Here is a 19,994-nt window from a genome sequence, read left to right on the forward strand (position 1 = left end):
GATAGCCTCGAATATAAATCCAAGTAATTGAAAATAAAAGGTTATTGTAAATCGAAAGGATTTCGGCATTTCAAACGGAAGCGACCGTTGCTTGCGACAAATTTTTATCGCTTTATACAACCTTGTGATGAGCAATTTTGATATGGCGCTTTAAGAGCGCCAGCGATCGAAGCCGGCGCTCCTGGTGCGCTAAAAAAGGAAGTAGCGCTGCGCCATCGGCAGCACGGTTGCCGGTTCGCAGGTGAGCAGTTCGCCGTCGGCGCGCACCTCGTAGGTTTCCGGATCCACCTCGATATGCGGCGTCAGGCTGTTGTGGATCATCGATGCCTTGGAGATGCCGCCGCGGGTGTTCTTGACCGCAACGAGGTCCTTGGCGACCCCCAGCCTTCCCTTCAGCCCGGCATCGAGCGACGCCTGGGAAACGAAGGTGACGGAGGAATTGGTGAGGCTCTTGCCGTATGAGGCAAACATCGGCCGATAATGCACCGGCTGCGGTGTCGGGATGGAGGCGTTCGGATCGCCCATGGGTGCAGCGGCAATTGAGCCGCCGAGCAGCACCATGTCCGGCTTCACGCCGAAGAAGGCGGGATTCCAGATGACGAGGTCGGCGCGCTTGCCGACTTCAATCGAGCCGATCTCATGGGAAAGGCCGTGCGCAATCGCCGGATTGATCGTGTATTTGGCGATGTAACGCCGGACACGGAAATTGTCATTGTCGCCCTTTTCTTCCTTCAGACGGCCTCGCTGGCGCTTCATCTTGTCGGCCGTCTGCCACGTGCGGATTGCCACCTCGCCAACTCTGCCCATGGCCTGGCTGTCCGACGAGATGATCGAGAAGGCGCCGATATCGTGCAGGATGTCTTCTGCTGCGATCGTTTCCTTGCGGATGCGGCTTTCGGCAAAGGCGATGTCTTCCGGGATCGACGGCGACAGGTGATGGCAGACCATCAGCATGTCGAGATGTTCGGCGATCGTGTTGACCGTGTAGGGCCGCGTGGGATTGGTCGAAGACGGGATGACGTTCGATTGGCCGCAGATCTTGATGATGTCCGGCGCGTGGCCGCCGCCTGCCCCTTCCGTGTGAAAGGCATGGATCGTGCGGCCCTTGATGGCGCCGATCGTGTCTTCGACAAAGCCGCTTTCGTTTAGCGTGTCGGTATGGATCATCACCTGCACGTCATATTGGTCGGCAACCGTCAGGCAGCAGTCGATCGCGCCGGGCGTCGTGCCCCAGTCTTCGTGCAGCTTCAGCGAGGTGGCGCCCGCAAGCACCATTTCCTCGAGCGCGCCGGGCAGCGATGCATTGCCCTTGCCGGCGAAGGCGAGGTTCATCGGGAAGGCGTCGGCCGCCTCGATCATCCGGGCGAGGTGCCACGGGCCGGGCGTGCAGGTCGTCGCCAATGTGCCATGCGCTGGGCCGGTGCCGCCGCCGAGCATGCAGGTAAGACCGCTCATCAGCGCTTCTTCGATCTGCTGCGGGCAGATGAAGTGGATGTGGCTGTCCATCCCGCCGGCCGTCACGATCTTGCCTTCGCCCGCGATCGCCTCGGTGCCTGGTCCGACGATGATATTGACGCCCGGCTGCGTGTCCGGGTTGCCGGCCTTGCCGATCGCGACGATCCGTCCGTCCTTGAGGCCGATATCGGCCTTCACGATGCCGGTATGATCGACGATCACCGCATTGGTGATGACGGTATCGACCGCACCGTTGGCGCGCGTCACCTGGCTCTGCCCCATGCCGTCGCGGATCACCTTGCCGCCACCGAACTTCACCTCCTCTCCATAGGTCGTGAAATCCTTTTCGACCTCGATGAAGAGCTCGGTATCGGCGAGGCGTACCTTGTCGCCAACGGTCGGGCCGAACATGCTGGCATAGGCGGCGCGGGAAATCTTGTGGGGCATATGTCAGGCTCCTTGGGAGGAAGAAAGAGACGTATCGGCAGGATGGCGCGCCAGCCGGCCATTGGCGATGTAGCTGTCGACAAGCTGCCGTTCGGCGGCGAAAGGATGCCACTCCCAGCCGGAATGACTGAAGCCGGCAAGGCCGATCTCGACCTCGGGAAACCTGCGGAAGGTCGCGGCAATCGCAATCATGCCGCTGCTCGGAACGACATAAGGTGCGGGATCAAAGGTAGCCAGGGCGTCGTCGACTGCTTCATGAATCACTTTCTCAACGACTATATGTTCCTTGCCAGCGTCCTTACAGAAGACGTTGAAGTGACTCGTATAATCGTCGCAGAAGTCGTCGAGCTCCGGATGCGAAACGGCGAGCGGCGCACGCAAGACGGCGAATTTTTCGGGATCGCGGACGCTCCAGATTTCCGACGCCTCCATGACGGCCGGGTGCGTCCGCCACGTATCCGAACCCAACATCGCCTTGGCCGGGCGCCCGGTGTTGCAGACGGCTACGACGTCGGTGCGGCCGGGGCTTGCGGCATAGGAGCGGCATTCGTTGAAACGGATGACGAAGTCCGCAGTCGTGATTGCCGCTGCTCCCGCCTCGCCGATTTCCCCATTGCCGACGATCATGATCTTGCCGCTCACCTCAGTCCCACCGCGTCGGAAAGCTCTTTGAGCTGCTTGGTGCGTTCATCGCTCAGGTTGGCAAGGCAACCTGCGACCAGCATAGGCTCCATCGTGCCGCCACGCGCCTGGAAGCCGTAAGCCTCGCACTGGGCGTCCCGATAGGAAATCCAGGCGCGCTGCGCGGTTAATAGCGCTTTTTCGGCTCCGCGATCCTTCTCGTCCAGATCCTTGTCGGTCGCCGCGAGCGCTGCGCGCGTCTTCTTCCACTGCTCGTTGAGCGCCGTGTCGGCCGCCTCGTATCGAGACTGCTCGCAGAAAGTCATGTCGGCCTGCGTCTTCGGGTTCTTGCAATCCGGCTCCTGGGCCTGCGCGGCACCAGCCACGATCATTCCCGCCGCAGCACCGGTCAGGTACAAATTCAACCGCATCGATTTCCTCCCGGTTTTTCTTCTCAGAGCTTGCCCATCACGAGCTGGCGGAAGCCATAGACCTCACGCTTGCCCGAGAGCGGGATCAGCGTCACGGAACGCGTCTGACCCGGCTCGAAACGCACGGCCGTGCCCGCCGGGATGTCGAGGCGCATGCCCTGCACCTTGTCGCGATCGAAGGAGAGGCCGGCATTGGTTTCGGCAAAATGGTAGTGGCTGCCGACCTGCACCGGGCGGTCGCCGGTGTTCGACACTTCAATGGTGACGGTCGGCGCACCGGCGTTTAATTCGATGTCGCCGCTTGCGGCAATGATTTCGCCTGGGATCATCTTAATTTTCCTCACGCCGCCTTCACGGGCACGCAGCCCTCGGCCTTCAAGATACGTTTCGTCGATGCCGGATATTTGGCGAGCATGGCGGCCGGGCGCACCGGGCGGCAAGTGAACTCACCGCCGCAATTGGGGCATTGGCCCTGGAGCACATCGCTTGCACAGTCGGCGCAGAAAGTGCACTCAAAAGTGCAGATCATCGCCTCGCGGCTTTCCGGCGGCAGATCCTTGTCGCAGCATTCGCAGTTCGGACGAAGTTCGAGCATTGCGACCTCCTCAGCGGATCGGTTCGTGGACGGTGACAAGCTTGGTGCCGTCCGGGAAGGTCGCTTCCACCTGCACATCATGGATCATCTCGGGAACGCCTTCCATCACCTGATGCCGGCCGATGACATGAGCGCCCGCTTCCATCAGTTCGGCGACCGGGCGGCCGTCACGCGCGCCTTCCACGACAAAGTCGGTGATCAGCGCGATCGCTTCGGGATGATTGAGCTTCACGCCGCGTTCGAGCCGGCGCCTCGCCACCATCGCCGCCATGGAGATCAGCAGCTTGTCTTTTTCTCTCGGAGTGAGGTTCATCGTCCATCCATCTGCTTTGAAACTAGAGATTCCAGACTTTCGGCACAGGCGCACCGTTGCGCAAGGCGGAAATAACCGGGATCAGGATTTTTCTGAGGGCAAAGCCGTCAGCGGCTGCAGCGCGCACGACGAGCTTGCCGTTCCAAGCGCTGGCGCCTGCCGCATGTCCGCCGAGCAACGGGCGCACGCTCGCGAGATAGGCTTCTGCAAGCGGCCCGGCATAGAGCAACGTTGCAAAAGCCACCTGTCCGCTGAGGACGGGCTGGCGAGCAGTCAGCGCGCCGATGGCGCCATCAAGCCGCAACTCCTCGGCATGGATCAGCTTACCAGCGCGGCGAATTCGCCAGCGATCACGGAAAAGGCCGGTCTCCATCTTCTCGCCCATCGCCTTGCGGCCGAGCAGGATCGCCTCGACGGCCAGGAACTCCGCCGTCTCGTCGAGATCGACGTCGAGGCGGCGGAACAGCGAGGCGCGATCGAACAGGATCGTCTCCTGCGGCAGCCAGTCGACCCGTGCATTCGCGCCGGCCTCGATCGTTGTCGTGACTTCGGCCGTTCCAGCGGATGCCTTGTAGATCTTCTCGCAGGCCTGTGTCGTCACATCGATACGCGTGGTCTGGACCTGCAACGACGCTCCAGTTCATCTGGTCGCCACCGGTCAACCCGCCCGCCGTATTGATGATGACCGCCTCCATGGAAGCATCGAAAGTCTCCGGGAGGCGTATTTTGGCGGCACCTTCCTGATAGAGTTCGCGGATGCGCGCCCGCCCGTCTAGCAGCTTCGCGGCCAGGTGCCCGCGCCCCTGTGCCCTTTGTGGCCTGGTGATTGCCGCTGCGATCGTCATTCCATCCCCTTGCGCCTTCGCCGTTTGCCCGGCCGTTCTCATTCAATGCCGCAAATAATTGAAAGCAAGCAATTTTTATGCCGCCTGCCGATCTTGAAGGAACGGCTGCAGACACGGTTGCCCAGAACATGGAAGCTGCCTTGGAAAGCGGCATATGCCGCTCAGACGGTCAGGTGGCGCCTGGCCTCGGGCGTATCGAGCGTTTCCGCCAAACCCTCGTGGACGATCTCGCCGCGGTCCATGATGTAGACGTAGTCGGCAAGCTCGCGGCAGAAGTCGAGATACTGCTCTACGAGCAGGATCGCCATGCCGGTCGAGTCGCGCAGATAGCGGATTGCCCGGCCGATATCCTTGATGATCGACGGCTGGATGCCTTCCGTCGGCTCGTCCAGCACAAGGATCTTCGGCCGCGTCACCATGGCCCGACCGATCGCCAGTTGCTGCTGCTGCCCGCCGGAAAGATCGCCGCCGCGACGGGACAACATCGACTTCAGCACCGGGAAGAGGCTGAAGATATCGTCGGGGATGTTGCGGTCGCGGCGGCCGAGCGGAGCAAAGCCGGTTTCGAGGTTTTCCTTGACGGTGAGCAGCGGGAAAATTTCGCGCCCTTGCGGCACATAGCCGATACCCTGCTTGGCGCGCGCATAAGGCGGCAGGCCGTTCAACGCCACGTCATTGAAGCTCACGGTTCCGGCCGACAGCAGATGCTGGCCGGTGACGGCGCGCAGAAGAGAACTCTTCCCCACGCCGTTCCGCCCCAGCACGCAAGTGATCTTACCCATCTCCGCCTTGATCGAGATGCCGCGCAACGCTTGTGCGGCGCCATAGTGCAGGTTTGCGTTTTCGACTGTCAGCATGAGGCGGCCTCCTGGCGCGTTGCGGGTTCAAAGGCCCCTCCCCAACCCCTTCCCACAAGGGGCAGTGTCTGACTGGAAGCGACCGTCTTGCTTTCCATCAACCCATGCAAAAGCGTGTAATCATGGCAATGAGGGAACGACCCGGTTAGACCCCTCCCCCTTGTGGGAAGGGGTTGGGAAAGGCTCAGCGCCCTGCCAACGACAATTAGATCAATCATCCCTCAGCGCCCCAAATAATTTTCGATCACCTTCGCATCGGAACTCACGAAATCGATCGACCCTTCTGCAAGCACCGAGCCTTCCGCCAGGCAGGTCACCCTGACGCCGAGGTCGCGGATGAAGCCCATGTCGTGCTCGACGACGACGACCGAGCGAGTCTTGGCGATTTCCCGCAGCAGGATCGCCGTCTCCACGGTTTCGGCATCGGTCATACCGGCAACCGGCTCGTCGACCAGCAACAGCTTCGGCTCCTGTGCGAGCAGCATGCCAATCTCCAGCCATTGCTTTTGCCCGTGAGACAGATTGGCGGCCAGCTCGTCGCTACGATGCGTCAGCCGCACGGTCTTAAGGATTTCCTCGATGCGCGCCTTGTCGTCGGCACGAGAGGCGATAAAAGAGCGTCGAGAAAACGCCGCGCTTGCGATTCAGCGCGAGTTCCAGATTGTCCCAGACCGTATGGCTTTCGAAGACTGTCGGCTTCTGGAATTTGCGGCCTATGCCGAGCTGGGCGATATCGGCTTCATCTTTCTTGGTGAGGTCGATGTCGCCGTTGAAATAAACCTCGCCCTCATCCGGCCGCGTCTTGCCGGTGATGATGTCCATCATCGTCGTCTTGCCGGCGCCGTTGGGGCCGATGATGGCGCGAAGCTCGCCGGGCTCGATGACGATCGAAAGCGAGTTCAGCGCCTTGAAGCCGTCGAAGGAAACCGAGACGTTGTTGAGGTAGAGCACGCTGTTGGGTTTGATGTCCGGGATCATAGCCGCTCACTCCGTCTGCCTGGATTTTTGCATCGACGCCTTCTTCCTGAAAAGCAGGCGGCGCGGTTTCCGTCCTCGGCTTCTTCTTGCCGAGGTACGGGGCGATCGTGCCGACGATACCTTTTGGCAGGAACAGCGTGACGGCAACGAAGAGACCGCCGAGCGCAAAGAGCCAGAACTCAGGAAAAAGGCCGGTGAAGATGGTTTTGCCGCCATTGACCAGAATCGCCCCGATGATCGGACCAATCAACGTCGAGCGGCCGCCGACGGCCGTCCAAATGACGACCTCGATGGAGTTTGCCGGTGCGAATTCTCCGGGATTGATGATGCCGACCTGCGGCACGTAGAGCGCACCCGCAATACCCGCCATCATCGCCGAGACGACAAAGGTGAAGAGCTTGAAGTGTTCGACGCGGTAGCCGAGGAAGCGCGTTCTGCTTTCCGCATCGCGCACACCGACCAGCACCTTGCCGAACTTCGAACGCACGATGGCCGAAGCAATCAGCAGCGACAGCGCCAGGAGGCTTGCGGTCGCGGCGAAGAGTGCTGCGCGCGTTGCGTCGGCCTGCACGTTGAAGCCGAGGATGTCCTTGAAGTCGGTCATGCCGTTATTGCCGCCGAAGCCCATGTCGTTGCGGAAGAAGGCAAGCAGCAGCGCATAGGTCATCGCCTGGGTGATGATCGAGAGATAGACGCCGTTGACCCTGCTACGGAAGGCGAACCAGCCGAAGACGAAGGCGAGCAGCCCAGGCACCAGCAGCACCATCAGCGCTGCAAACCAGAACTGGTCGAAGCCGTACCAGAACCAGGGCAGTTCTTTCCAGTTCAGGAACACCATGAAGTCGGGCAGGATCGGGTCGCCATAAACGCCGCGCGACCCGATCTGGCGCATCAGATACATGCCCATCGCGTAACCGCCGAGCGCGAAGAAGGCGCCGTGACCGAGCGAAAGGATGCCGCAGAAGCCCCAGACGAGATCGAGGGCCAGGGCCAGCAGCGCATAGGTCAGGTATTTGCCGAACAGCGCCATGATGTAGGTCGGGATATGCAACGGGTTCGCCGGACCTGTCATGAGGTTCAGAACCGGCACCAGCACGGCGACCGTGAGCAAAATGGCGATGGCAATGGAAATCTTGCGATCGAGAGACCGGAGAAGGAAGGCCGTAATCATGCTTCCACCGCCCTTCCTTTGAGTGCGAAGAGCCCGCGCGGACGCTTCTGGATGAAGAGGATGATGAGGACGAGCACGAGGATCTTGCCAAGCACTGCGCCAGCGAAGGGCTCCAGGAACTTGTTGACGACGCCGAGCGACAACGCACCCACCAGCGTGCCCCAAAGATTGCCGACGCCGCCGAAGACCACGACCATGAAGCTGTCGATGATGTAGCTCTGCCCAAGGTTCGGCGAGACGTTGTCGATCTGCGAAAGCGCCACACCCGCCATGCCGGCGATGCCGGAGCCGAGCGCGAAGGTGAAGGCATCGACCCAGCCGGTGCGGATGCCCATGGACGACGCCATGCGGCGGTTCTGCGTGACCGCGCGCATTTGCAGGCCGAAGGCGGAGCGCTTCAGGAGCAGCAGTAAAGTCACGAAGACGATCATTGAAAAGACGATGATCCACATACGGTTCCAGGTGATCGACAGCCCGCCGAGTTCGAAGGCGCCGGACATCCAGCTTGGATTGCGCACTTCGCGGTTGGTCGGGCCGAAGATCGTGCGAACCGCCTGCTGCAGGATGAGGGACACGCCCCATGTCGCCAGCAGCGTTTCGAGCGGGCGGCCGTAGAGATAGCGGATGACCATGCGCTCTATGACGAGGCCGACGAAGCCGGTGAATAGGAAGGCCGCCGGAATCGCAATCACCAGCGAATAGGTTGCGAGTTCGGGAAAGTTCGATGCGATATGTTCCTGCACGACGTAGGTCGTGTAAGCGCCGATCATCACCATTTCGCCATGCGCCATGTTGATGACGCCCATGACACCGAAGGTGATGGCAAGCCCGATTGCCGCGAGAAGCAGCACCGAGCCGAGCGACAGGCCGTACCAGACGTTCTGCACGATATCCCAGAGCGCCAGATTGCGCTTGATAGCGGCGATATTGGCCTCGATGCCGTCCTTCAGGTCGTCGGGTGCAGTCTCCATCGCGGTGGTCAGGATGGTGAGCGCATTGCGGTCGCCGCGCGCCGCGATCGTATCGATCGCCGCCTTCTTGTCTTCGGCGCTGACATCGCTCTTGAGCATCATGACGGCGCGGGCCGCTTCCATCGTGTTCTTGATTTCAGCATCCTTTTCATCGGCGAGCGCCGAGTTCAGAAGCTCGAGATTGGAAGGGTCGGAATCTTTCAGCAGCCCTTGAGCGGCGGAAAGCCGTGCGCCACGGTCCGGGCTCAGCAGCGTCAGCGTGCTCATGGCGCTGGCGATCACGCCGCGCAGGGAATTGTTGATCTTGACCTTGGACATGTAGTCCGGATCGATATCGGCGACAGCCTCGCCGGTGATCGGGTCGGAATAGGTCGGCTCGTCGTCGGAGCCACTCTGCAGGAGAACGGGGCCGCCTTCTTCGGAATTCACGTAAAGCTGGCCGTCACTCAGCTGCTGCAGGATCTGGCCGACATGCGGATCTCCTGAAGCCACAAGAGCCTTGATGGCAGCCTCGCGCTCCGGAAACCCGCCGGTGCCGAGTGCATCGACAAGGGCGTGGATATCGTCCTGCGCCTCGAGCGTCGTGGCGAACGTCGGCAGGGCAAGGCAGATCGTCAAAAGGAAAATCTTGATGGCGCGAAACATGGGGCTCTCTCGCCTGGCTTGTCGTTGGCCTTGTGGGCAGCAATCGCTCGGGACGGAGCTTCCGCCCGGACAAGGGATCCGGACGGAAGGCTTCAGGCAGTCAACGGATCGGGTTCGTACTCAGGAGCCCTTGCCGCCGCACTTGCCCGTTGCAACGTTGAAGTTGCCGCAGTTCATGGGCTTGCGCCAATCGGAGATCAGGTCCTTGGAGTCTGGCAGGAAGTCGGACCATTCGTCGCCGACGACGGCTGACGTTTCCTGGACGATTTCGAACTGGCCATCAGCCTGGATTTCGCCGATCAGCACCGGCTTGGTGATGTGGTGGTTCGGCATGACGGTGGCATAGCCGCCGGAGAGGTTCGGAACCGTGGTGCCGATGATGCTGTCGAGAACCTTGTCGGTATCGGTCGTTCCGGCAGCCTGAACCGCCTTAACCCAGGCATTGAAGCCGATATAGGCGGCTTCCATCGGGTCGTTGGTCACGCGCTTGTCGTTCTTGGTGAAGGCGTGCCATTCCTTGATGAACTTTTTGTTGGCCGGGCTTTCGACCGATTCGAAGTAGTTCCAGGCTGCGAGGTGACCGACGAGCGGCTTGGTGTCGAGACCGGCAAGCTCTTCTTCGCCGACCGAGAAGGCGACAACCGGGATGTCGGTTGCCTTGACGCCCTGGTTGCCGAGTTCCTTGTAGAAGGGAACGTTGGCGTCACCGTTGATGGTGGAGACGACGGCGGTCTTCTTGCCGGACGAGCCGAATTCCTTGATCTTGGAGACTTCCGTCTGCCAGTCGGAGAAGCCGAACGGCGTGTAGTTGACGATGATGTCTTCCTTCGGAATGCCCTTGGATACGAGGTAGGCTTCCAGGATCTTGTTGGTGGTGCGCGGATAGACGTAGTCGGTGCCTTCAAGCACGAAGCGCTTTACGCCTTCCTTTTCCATCAGGTAGTCGACGGCCGGGATCGCCTGCTGGTTCGGAGCAGCGCCCGTGTAGAAGATATTGCGCGAAGACTCTTCGCCTTCATACTGAACCGGGTAGAAGAGCAATGAGTTCAGCTCTTCGAAAACCGGCAGGACCGATTTGCGCGAAGACGAGGTCCAGCAACCGAAGACGGCCGCAACCTTGTCCTTTTCAATCAACTCGCGTGCCTTTTCGGCAAACAGCGGCCAATCGGAGGCTGGATCGACGACAACCGCTTCGAGCTTCTTGCCGAGAAGGCCGCCCTTCTTGTTCTGCTCATCGATGAGCATCAGCATGGCGTCTTTGAGCGTCGTTTCGGAGATCGCCATGGTACCGGAGAGCGAATGCAGAACGCCGACCTTGATCGTGTCGTCGGCAGCAGCGGCTCCGTGGAAGGCGGCTGACGCCGCCATGACGACGCCAAGCGCGGCGCCCGTTACATAGGACTTGAGATTCATCTGGTTGAACTCCCCTCTTCTTGTTCCGCAACAGGCCGGAAACGGAGATTAACTGTTGCTTAAAGAACTATCGGGGGCTGCAGCGCAAAACCGTATACGCAATATGACGTAGAGGTGGGGGCGAAATGGGAAGGTCGGCGCGAGACGCGGCGGCGATTTGGACCCTCCCCGTAAGGGGAAGGTCTTCAGCGTCACCGCTGCCGTGCAGCCGTTGAGGCGATGGCGCAACACAGACATAGTGGATTTCCGAATTTTTAGGAAGGAATGCCGGAGCGGTAGGATTTGGTTGTGACAGACGCGTTTCAAAAATATGGCTGTTGTGTGAACTTGCTAGGCTGCAGCTCTTGCGTTTTCCGTCATTCCTGCCAAAGCTGCCTATTCAATGATCATTTTATCGAGAGTGCTAGAAAATAGGCATGGCAGCGCGCCAACGCATCATTCCGGTGAGACGCGAATATAATCGCTGGGTCGCGAACCAGACGCTGGAAGACTATGCGCTGCGCTTCACCGCCAAGAGCGCCCGGCAATTTTCCTCGCAGCGCATCTCGCAGACCGCAATCGGTGCGATTTCTTTTCTCGCGCTCGAAGCGATCGGCGGTGCCATCACGCTTTCCTATGGCACGACCAACGCCTTCTTCGCGATCGTCGTCGCCTCGATCGCCATGCTCGCGATCGGCCTGCCGATCAGCCGCTATGCAATCAGGCACGGCGTTGACATCGATCTTCTGACGCGCGGCGCAAGCTTCGGCTATATCGGCTCGACGATCACCTCGCTGATCTATGCCAGCTTCACCTTCATGCTCTTTGCGATCGAAGCTTCGATCATGTCCGGCGCGCTGGAACTGACGCTCGGCATCCCGCTCTGGATCGGCTACATCGTCAGCGCCGTCATGGTGATCCCGCTGGTGACCTACGGTGTCAAGCTGATCAGCAGGTTCCAGCTCGTCACCCAGCCCTTCTGGATCGTGCTCAATATCCTTCCCTTCATCTTCATCGCGATCCTCGATTGGGAAAAATTCGATCTCTGGCGCGCCTTCGCCGGCATTCGTCACGCTTCGGGCCCGCCAGGTACAATCGCGGATTTCAATCTGATGGAGTTCGGCGCCGCTTCGGCCGTGATCCTTGCCCTCATGTCCCAGATCGGCGAACAGGCAGACTTTCTCCGCTTCCTGCCGCCGGACGGGCAGCGCAAATTGCGTCATCGGCTAGCCGTCTTTCTGGCCGGCCCCGGCTGGGTAATCATCGGCGCACCAAAGCTGCTTGCCGGCTCCTTTCTCGTCGTGCTGACGTTAAGTGCCGGCGTGGCCGTCGACCGCGCCGCCGATCCGGCGCAGATGTACCTGACCGCTTTCGGCTACATGATCCCTTGGCACAACGGGGCATTGCTGCTGATGGCGGCCTTCGTCGTCGTTTCCCAGTTGAAGATCAACGTGATGAACGCCTATGCCGGGTCGCTCGCATGGTCGAACTTTTTCTCGCGCCTGACCCACAGCCACCCCGGCCGCGTCATCTGGCTGATCTTCAACGTGGCGATCGCCCTGCTTCTCATGGAACTCGGCATCTACCGGCTGCTTGAGGAAACGCTCGGGATATTCTCGATCATCGCCATGGCCTGGCTCTGCACGATTTCGGCCGATCTCTTCATCAACAAGCCGCTCGGCCTTGCGCCGCCCGGCATCGAGTTCAAGCGCGCACATCTTTACGACATCAACCCGGTCGGCCTCGGCGCCATGGGTCTTTCGGCGACGATGGCGCTGATTGCGCATTTCGGCGCCTTCGGCGCAATCGCCGCTTCGCTTGCACCTTACATCACGCTGGTGATCGCGCTTACAGCCTCGCCGCTGATCGCCTGGGCGACGAAGGGCAAGTTCTATCTGGCGCGCAAACCGCGTCACAGCTGGAAGAACTTGCCGAACATCACCTGCTCCGTCTGCGAACATCCGTTCGAGCCGGAAGACATGGCCTGGTGCCCAGCCTATGCAGCGCCGATTTGCTCGCTCTGCTGCTCGCTCGACAGCCGCTGCCACGACATGTGCAAGCCGAAGGCGCGGTTCAACACGCAGGTTGGCACCGTCGCCAAGACCTTGCTGCCGGAGACGGTGATCGAGAAATTGTCGACCCGCCTCGGACGTTACGGCATCGCCGTGGTTCTGGCCCTGACAGCTGTCGGCGTAATCCTTGCGATGATTGCCCATCAGGTCGCCTCGGCCTCTCCCGAAACGGCGGAGGTCGTCAACGGCACGATCCTGATCGTCTTCTTCGTCTTCTCCGTGATCGCCGGCGTCGTCTGCTGGTTTTACGTGCTCGCGCATGACAGCCGCGTCGTCGCCGAAGAGGAATCTTCGCGTCAAAATACTCTGCTGCTGAGGGAAATCGCCGCGCATAAAAAGACCGACGCAGCGCTTCAGAATGCCAAGGAGGCGGCAGAAGCCGCGAACCGGGCGAAAAGCCGCTATGTCGTGGGCTTGAGCCATGAGTTGCGAACGCCGCTCAACGCCGTGCTCGGTTATGCCCAGATTCTGGAGCGCGACGAGACCATCCCTGCGCCGCGCCAGTCGTCCATCAAGGTCATCCGCCGCAGCGCCGAGCATCTTTCCGGCCTAATCGACGGTTTGCTGGACATTTCCAAGATCGAGGCGGGCCGCCTGCAGGTCTATTCGAATGAGATCAACATCCACGATTTCCTCGACCAGATCGTCGACATGTTCCGCCCGCAGGCGCAGGCGAAGGGTCTTGCTTTCAGGCATGACCGCTCTCAGTCCCTGCCGCAGTTCGTCCGCACCGACGAGAAACGCGTGCGTCAAATCCTCGTCAATCTGCTTTCGAACGCCATCAAGTTTACCGATGAGGGGAGCGTGACCTTCGATGTCAGCTATCGCAGCCAGGTCGCGACCTTCACCGTTTCCGACACCGGTCGCGGCATTGCCGAAAAGGACCTGAGCCGCATCTACGAACCTTTCCAGCGGGGTGAGGCCGATAGCATCCGTCCCATGCCGGGGCTTGGATTGGGCCTGACGATCACGCAACTCCTCACCAACACGCTCGGCGGTGAAATCGCCGTCGTCAGCGAGAAGGACAAGGGGTCGACCTTCCGCGTTCGCCTGATGCTATTTGCCGTGACGCGCGAAATGATCGCGCCGCCCCAGGAAAAGAAGATCGTCAGCTATGACGGCCCGCGTCGGACGATTGTCGTCGTCGACGACAACGAAGATCATCGCGAGATGATGCGGGAAATCCTGGTGCCGCTCGATTTCGTCATGCTGACGGCGGGCAACGGGCCCGATTGCCTTACTCTGATCGAAGGCATCCAGCCGGACCTCTTCCTCGTCGACATTTCGATGCCCGGCATGAACGGCTGGCAACTCGTATCGCGCCTGCGCGAAACCGGCCAGACCTCCCCGATCGTCATGCTCTCGGCCAATATCGGAGACGCGGCAGCTGCCGCCGACAGCGACGGCAGCCACAGCGATGCAATCGGCAAGCCGGTCGATATCAAGCAGCTTCGCGACAAGCTGGCGCTGCATCTTGGCCTGAAGTGGATCTATGCCGACGCCGCCCGGGGACCTATTCCCGTGGCTCAGCCGCCGATGAAAAGCCCCGGTAGCGCGCATATCGACGAATTGCTCCGCCTCGGCGAGATCGGCTATATCCGCGGCATCGAAGCCAAACTTGCAGACCTTGCCAAGGTGGAGGCAAATCAGCCATTTACGGATGAACTTTGCACCTATGTCGCCGCCTTCGATCTCGCCGGCTTCATGACCTTCCTGCGTGGCTTCGACGAAAAGGTAGAAACCATTGGCTGAACCGGCCCTCCCCCGCGATATCGTTCTGCTGGTCGACGACTCCCCCGAGGCGCTGGGCTTCTTGACCGATGCGTTGGAGCAGTCCGGTTTTTCCGTGCTGATTGCAACCTCGGGCTCTGCAGCCTTGAATATCGTCGAGCGCATCACGCCGGATCTGATCCTGCTCGACGCGGTCATGCCTTCGATGGATGGCTTCGAGACCTGCCGCAAGCTGAAGGCCAATGCGGCCGTCAGCCAGGTGCCGGTGATCTTCATGACCGGCCTCACCGAAACCGAACACGTCGTCCACGCGCTGGAATCTGGCGGGGTCGACTATCTGACCAAGCCGATCAATATCGACGAGCTTCGCGCCCGCATTCGGGTGCATCTCCGCAACGCGCGTTCGGCGCAAAGCGCCCGCGTTGCCTTGGACGCTGCTGGACGTCACCTGCTTGCCGTTAAAGGCGACGGTGCCGTTCACTGGTCGACGCCGCAGGCAACCCGCCTCGTCAATGCAGCGACGGGCAGCGACGACGGCATGGACATCGTCACCAATCATATTGCCGAGTGGATGAAAATGCGCGCTTCAGGCGGGCGCGATGCCGTCATCTCCATCGCAAACGCGGGCCAGGCAACGCTTCAACTCGGTTTCCTCGGCACCATCGGACCCGACGAATATCTCTTCCGCCTGACCGCCGCCAATCAACGCAGCGACGACGCCGTGCTTCGCCAGCATTTCTCCCTGACCCAGCGCGAATCCGAGGTACTGCTCTGGATCGCCAAGGGCAAGGCGAACCGCGATATCGGTGAAATTCTGGGACTGTCGGCACGCACGGTGAACAAGCACCTGGAGCAGATCTACGTGAAGCTTGGCGTCGAAAACCGGGCCTCGGCTGCGGTCAAGGCGGCGCATGTGCTGCATGAGATATGAGCGTCTGGGCAGCTTATCGAGATCCCGACACGGCAAAGGATGGAGATATTGATCCGGAAGGCGAAAGAACGCGATATCGCACGCATCGTTGAAATCCGAAACAGCGTTCGTGAAAACAGGCTATCCGATCCCGGCAAGATTACACTCGACGATCTGCGCTGGTTTATTGCAAACCCGGGAATATTCGTCTGGGAACAGGATGGCGAGATCTTAGGTTTTTCCGCCGGGGACCCGCGCAACGGCAACATCTGGGCGCTGTTTGTCGATGATGCTTACGCAAAGCGCGGTATCGGAACGGCCCTTCTTGCCAGCGCCTGTTCGGTCCTGAAGAATGCAGGCCATGATCGCATCTGGCTGACAACAGACCCGGGAACAAGAGCCGAGAAGCTCTATCGTCAAGCTGGCTGGGAACTGATTGGCGAGAAGGACAACGAACTGCTTTTCGAACTGAACCTGCCGGCCGGCAGTGCCTGATTGGCACGCATTTCAACAGTGGATGGGGATCCGCGTCGTCCGGAAGGAGAAATATTTTTACCAAGCTTAGGCAGCGATCCTTAAATCCTTTGCGCGTATGCAAAAGGCACCATAGGCGATTGAGCGGCAGGCGGCGGGCATGAAAAGCAGGCTTTACTATGTGGATCGGTTGAGGATCTTCGCCTTCGCCATTCTGCTCGTCTACCATTCGTCGGCGTCCTTCCTGCCCGACATCAACTGGCTAATCCACAGCGACAAGACAAGCACCACGCTTTCTTTGGTCATGGACTTCCCGCGCGCTTGGCGGCTTGCGTTATTGTTTTTCATCTCGGGCATGGGAGCGGCCTTTACATTCGGCTCGGCAGGCAGCCTGTCCTTCCTGCGCAAGCGCACGTTTCGTCTGCTGATACCCCTCCTCTTTGCCATGGCAGTGATCGTTGTGCCGCAGGTTTGGTACGAACGAATGTATGAGAACGGCTATCAGGGTTCACTTCTCGAATTCTGGACGACCCGCTACTTCACCGAAGGCCGCTACCCCAAGGGCAACTTCACGTGGGCGCATATGTGGTTCGTCGCCTATCTGCTGGTCATGTCAGTGATCTGCTATCCCATCTTCGGATATCTGGTACAGCCGGGAAACAAGATCGCAGCCTGGTTCGAACGCACTTCGAAAACCGGCTTCATCTACCTCTTTTTCCTGCTGCCGCTCGCACTCAACCTGGCGCTTTCGCCCTTCTTTCCGAAGCAAACGAATGCCCTTTACAATGACGGCGCGTGGTTTGCCGTCTGGGCAAGCTGGTTCGGACTGGGCTTTCTCATGGCCCGCCATCACAGTGCGCTAATCGAAACGATCATCGGCCGGCGCTTCGTCAGTGCTGCGATCGCCCTGGTGACAAGCGGGCTGCTCTATCGCTACGCCTGGATGGTGCCGGAGGACCAGGCGATCGGCAGCTACGCGCAAAATACGCCGCTATTCACGGCAGGGATCTTCTTGCTGGCCTGGAGCATGATCCTGTCGCTCGTCGGTTTTGCGGCGCGTCACTTCAATCAGCCCAGCGAAAAGCTGTCTGCGATGAACCGGCTGGTATTCCCGCTGTACATCGTGCATCAAACCGTAACGGTAGCCGCGCTGTACTATGTGCTACCGCTCGATATGCCGGTCGCAGTGAGCTATTCGATCGTCACGGCCGCCACTATCCTGCTTTCGGTGCTCTTCGCCGTCTGTGTCGACTTCGTGCCTGGCCCGGCACGTGTGCTGTTCGGCTTGAGCGGTCATGGCAGGAAGATTGCAGCAAGCGAGCCCGATCGGCAGCTCTCGCGATAGGTCATCCTGCGCCAAAGGCAACGAAATCAAACGACGCGATCGGGCGGCTCACGCCCGTCGAAAAAGGCGGTGATGTTTTCCACCACCTTCATGCCCATTGCCGTTCGGGTCTCCTGCGTCGCGCTGCCGAGATGCGGCAGCAGCACGACATTTTCCATCGACTTCAGCTTTTCCGGCACCTGCGGCTCCGTTTCGTAGACGTCGAGCCCCGCGCCGCGGATGCTGCCGCTCTGAAGGGCGCTGATCAATGCCGCCTCGTCGACAACGTCGCCGCGCGCCGTATTGATCAGAAACGCGCCTGGCTTCATCGCCGCAAAGCGCGCTGCATTCATCAGATGCCGGTTCTCCGCACCACCGGGGCAATGGAGCGAAACGAAATCGGAAGCGGCCAGCACCTCCTCCATCGTCGCCAGCTGGCGAGCCCCATAGCGCGCAGCCTCCGCGGCATCGATCGTCGAGCGATTGTAGAAGACGACGTCCATCCCGAAGCCGGAATGGCAGCGCTGCGCAAAGGCTCTGCCGATGCGGCCGAATCCGATGATCCCGACCGTCTTGCCGGCCACCTTTGTGCCGATCATGTGCGTCGGGCACCAGCCCTTCCACGCGCCGCCGCGAAGCTGGCGCTCGCCCTCCCCGCCCCGGCGGGCAACGGCGAGCAGGAGCAGCATGGCGATATCCGCGGTGCAGTCGGTGAGGACGCCGGGCGTATTGGTGACCAAGATGCCTTTCGCCTTGGCGGCAGCGATATCGATGTGATTGTAGCCGACGCCAAAATTGCCGAGAATTTTCGCGCGGATATCACCTTCGAAAACGCTGGCAGGCAGCTTGTCGGAAACGGTGGGAAGGACCGCATCATAGGCTGCCATCGCCTGCCGCATTTGATCGAGACCAAGCGGAATATCCTTCTCGTTGAAGGTTACGTCGAAACGTTCGGCAAGGGCGGCTTCTGCCGCGGCGGGCCAGCGGCGGGTGACGAGGATGCGCGGTGGGGACATTGGTGCTTCCGTCTCAAAATTCTACGCCTCAAAGAACTAGAGGATGACCGCAAGAATTGAAACGCCTGTCCAAAAGAAAGAAGCCCGGTCGAGACCGGGCTTCCGTAAACGGTAGAGGACCGTGCAAGCGAAGCTTACATACTTTGCGGGAAGTAGCTGTACTTGCCGTCCGGACCCTTCTTCCATTCGTACATGATGTAGCCCGGAATCTTCGGGTCACCCTTTTCGTCGAAGGAGATGTCGCCGAGAACGGTCGGGAACGGACCCTTTTCCTTCATCGCGGTTGCGACGGCTTCCGCATCGGTCGAACCGGCCGCCTTGGCAGCACCGGCGATCGCCTGCATGGCAGCGTAGGAGTAGAGAGTGTAAGCTTCCGGGTTGAAGCCGGCAGCCTTGAACTTCTCAACGAGTTCCTTGTTGGCCGGGTTGAGCGTCGGATCCGGGCCGAAGGTGTTCAGCGTACCGGCCACTGCGTCGCCAGCGATGGAAGCAAGTTCGTTCGAGACGATACCGTCGCCCGAAACGAGCGTTGCCTTCAGGCCCTGGTCGGCTGCCTGACGGATGATGAGACCGGCTTCGGTGTGCAGACCACCCCAATAGATGATCGAGACGCCGGCTTCTTTCATCTTTGCGATGAGGGCGGAGAAGTCCTTGTCGCCGACATTGATGCCTTCATACATGGCTTCGGTGACGCCAGCAGCGTTCAGGGACTTCTTGGTCTCGTCGGCAAGACCCTGACCGTAAGGTGTCTTGTCGTGAATGACAGCGATCTTGGCGTCCTTGAAATGATCGGCAAGATACTTGCCGGCAATCGCGCCCTGCTGGTCGTCACGGCCGCAGGTACGGAAGGTGTTCCACAGGCCGCGCTCGGTGAACACCGGGTTCGTTGCAGCCGGGGTGATTTCGAGGATGCCGTTTTCAGCATAGACTTCAGACGCCGGGATCGAAACACCCGAGTTGAAGTGGCCGATCACGAACTTCACGCCGTCAGCGACGAACTTGTTGGCGACCGAGATGCCCTGCTTCGGGTCGGAGACGTCGTCACCGAGTTCGAGCTTGATCTGCTCGCCGTTGATGCCGCCTGCGGCGTTGATATCAGCGGCTGCCTGCTCGGCACCCTTCTGAAGCTGAGCGCCGAACGCAGCGTTCGGGCCAGTCAAAGGACCGCCGACGCCAATGAGAATGTCGGCCCAGGCGTTGCCGCTGAAGGCGACCATCGCCGTCAGTGCCACTGCCGACAGAAGAGATTTCTTCATATTCTTACTCCCAATTTTTGGGCGGGTTCCGGTCCAAGACCCGGCGCATTACCCACCATTGACTGCGCCAGGAAAGCTGTTCCACTCTGAAGGCAATTCATGCCTAGTTTCAACGGACTGTCAATGTTTGTCCTTCCACGAGAACGCGGAAGTTTTTTCGTACAGCCAGTAATAGTTGTTGACCATCTGATTGGTGCGGCGATAACGGAAACCCGCTGTCGAGAAGACGAGCAGCAGCACGAAATCGATGATGTAAAAGAAGGCGCTGAGCATCGGCCCGTTGAAGAGCGCATGATGCAGGAACTGCATCACCCAGGCGAGCAGGAAGGTGTAGACGACGACCAGCGGATAGTTGCTCCAGCTTTCAGCTGCAGCCCTGCCGGCGCGCCATGCCGTCCAGAACCCGATCAGCACGACCAGCCCGCGGATGACCATCCGCACGCCCGTATCCGGTTCGAAGAAAAGTCCCTGCATATCAAACTCTCCCTTC

The 19,994-nt window shown here is 60.2% G+C and carries 16 protein-coding genes and 3 pseudogenes; 4 read left to right on the forward strand and 15 right to left on the reverse strand.

The genetic code is table 11. The annotated features are described in order from the left end of the window. Window positions 1–189 precede the first annotated feature (189 nt). The 12 genes and pseudogenes from ureC to urtA form a co-directional block, all read right to left on the reverse strand. Entirely contained in the window at window positions 190–1,902 is a 1,713-nt protein-coding gene (ureC, locus tag ACW4PC_RS00650) for an urease subunit alpha (protein WP_022716980.1), read from the reverse strand. Between the two features lie 3 nt (window positions 1,903–1,905). Further along, the gene (locus ACW4PC_RS00655) at window positions 1,906–2,529 is read right to left on the reverse strand and encodes a Urease operon accessory protein (protein WP_455872583.1); all 624 of its coding nucleotides are present in this window, start codon (window positions 2,527–2,529) and stop codon (window positions 1,906–1,908) included. 11 nt (window positions 2,530–2,540) lie between these two features. Then, a complete protein-coding gene (locus tag ACW4PC_RS00660) occupies window positions 2,541–2,954 on the reverse strand; it encodes a lysozyme inhibitor LprI family protein (protein WP_074069271.1) in 414 nt (137 codons plus the stop codon). A gap of 23 nt (window positions 2,955–2,977) precedes the next feature. After that, window positions 2,978–3,283 carry an urease subunit beta gene (locus ACW4PC_RS00665; RefSeq protein ID WP_022716977.1) on the reverse strand — a complete coding sequence of 102 codons (306 nt, stop codon included), beginning with the start codon at window positions 3,281–3,283 and terminating at the stop codon, window positions 2,978–2,980. Between the two features lie 11 nt (window positions 3,284–3,294). Further along, window positions 3,295–3,549 (reverse strand): DUF1272 domain-containing protein, encoded by a 255-nt coding sequence (locus tag ACW4PC_RS00670; protein ID WP_455872528.1) that lies wholly within the window; start codon window positions 3,547–3,549, stop codon window positions 3,295–3,297. A gap of 10 nt (window positions 3,550–3,559) precedes the next feature. Next, window positions 3,560–3,862, reverse strand: a complete 303-nt coding sequence (locus ACW4PC_RS00675) for an urease subunit gamma (protein ID WP_022716975.1) — start codon at window positions 3,860–3,862, stop codon at window positions 3,560–3,562. A gap of 22 nt (window positions 3,863–3,884) precedes the next feature. Further along, window positions 3,885–4,707: pseudogene (locus ACW4PC_RS00680) on the reverse strand (urease accessory protein UreD). 161 nt (window positions 4,708–4,868) lie between these two features. Further along, a complete protein-coding gene (urtE, locus tag ACW4PC_RS00685) occupies window positions 4,869–5,564 on the reverse strand; it encodes an urea ABC transporter ATP-binding subunit UrtE (protein ID WP_039845671.1) in 696 nt (231 codons plus the stop codon). Window positions 5,565–5,785: 221 nt separating this feature from the next. Then, a pseudogene (gene urtD, locus ACW4PC_RS00690) lies at window positions 5,786–6,542 on the reverse strand (urea ABC transporter ATP-binding protein UrtD). Window positions 6,543–6,558: 16 nt separating this feature from the next. After that, window positions 6,559–7,713, reverse strand: a pseudogene (gene urtC, locus ACW4PC_RS00695) (urea ABC transporter permease subunit UrtC); the annotation flags it as partial. Next, window positions 7,710–9,329, reverse strand: coding sequence for an urea ABC transporter permease subunit UrtB (urtB, locus tag ACW4PC_RS00700; protein ID WP_455872529.1), 1,620 nt, complete (start codon window positions 9,327–9,329; stop codon window positions 7,710–7,712). The pseudogene urtC and the gene urtB, both read right to left, overlap by 4 nt. Window positions 9,330–9,449: 120 nt before the next feature. After that, window positions 9,450–10,742: an urea ABC transporter substrate-binding protein gene (gene urtA / locus ACW4PC_RS00705; protein WP_455872530.1), complete on the reverse strand. Its 1,293-nt coding sequence runs from the start codon at window positions 10,740–10,742 to the stop codon at window positions 9,450–9,452. A 416-nt stretch (window positions 10,743–11,158) separates the two neighbouring features. On the opposite strand from urtA, the gene ACW4PC_RS00710 reads away from it, so the two are divergent. The 4 genes from ACW4PC_RS00710 (at window position 11,159) to ACW4PC_RS00725 (ending at window position 17,253) form a co-directional block, all read left to right on the forward strand. Continuing rightward, on the forward strand, window positions 11,159–14,545 hold the full coding sequence (locus ACW4PC_RS00710) for a hybrid sensor histidine kinase/response regulator (RefSeq protein ID WP_455872531.1): 3,387 nt from the start codon (window positions 11,159–11,161) through the stop codon (window positions 14,543–14,545). Further along, the gene (locus tag ACW4PC_RS00715) at window positions 14,538–15,455 is read left to right on the forward strand and encodes a response regulator (protein ID WP_455872532.1); all 918 of its coding nucleotides are present in this window, start codon (window positions 14,538–14,540) and stop codon (window positions 15,453–15,455) included. The genes ACW4PC_RS00710 and ACW4PC_RS00715 overlap by 8 nt, the downstream gene beginning before the upstream one ends. A 48-nt stretch (window positions 15,456–15,503) precedes the next feature. Next, window positions 15,504–15,929 carry an N-acetyltransferase family protein gene (locus tag ACW4PC_RS00720; protein ID WP_455872533.1) on the forward strand — a complete coding sequence of 142 codons (426 nt, stop codon included), beginning with the start codon at window positions 15,504–15,506 and terminating at the stop codon, window positions 15,927–15,929. 139 nt (window positions 15,930–16,068) lie between these two features. Further along, window positions 16,069–17,253: an acyltransferase family protein gene (locus ACW4PC_RS00725; protein ID WP_455872534.1), complete on the forward strand. Its 1,185-nt coding sequence runs from the start codon at window positions 16,069–16,071 to the stop codon at window positions 17,251–17,253. A gap of 26 nt (window positions 17,254–17,279) precedes the next feature. On the opposite strand, the gene ACW4PC_RS00730 is transcribed toward ACW4PC_RS00725, so the two are convergent. From ACW4PC_RS00730 to ACW4PC_RS00740, 3 genes are all read right to left on the reverse strand, one after another. After that, entirely contained in the window at window positions 17,280–18,248 is a 969-nt protein-coding gene (locus ACW4PC_RS00730) for a 2-hydroxyacid dehydrogenase (protein WP_455872535.1), read from the reverse strand. Window positions 18,249–18,382: 134 nt separating this feature from the next. Beyond that, window positions 18,383–19,504 (reverse strand): branched-chain amino acid ABC transporter substrate-binding protein, encoded by a 1,122-nt coding sequence (locus ACW4PC_RS00735; protein WP_455872536.1) that lies wholly within the window; start codon window positions 19,502–19,504, stop codon window positions 18,383–18,385. A gap of 120 nt (window positions 19,505–19,624) precedes the next feature. Then, window positions 19,625–19,978, reverse strand: coding sequence for a DUF6867 family protein (locus tag ACW4PC_RS00740; protein WP_039845680.1), 354 nt, complete (start codon window positions 19,976–19,978; stop codon window positions 19,625–19,627). Window positions 19,979–19,994: the final 16 nt, after the last annotated feature.

The organism is Rhizobium yanglingense (assembly GCF_977109285.1).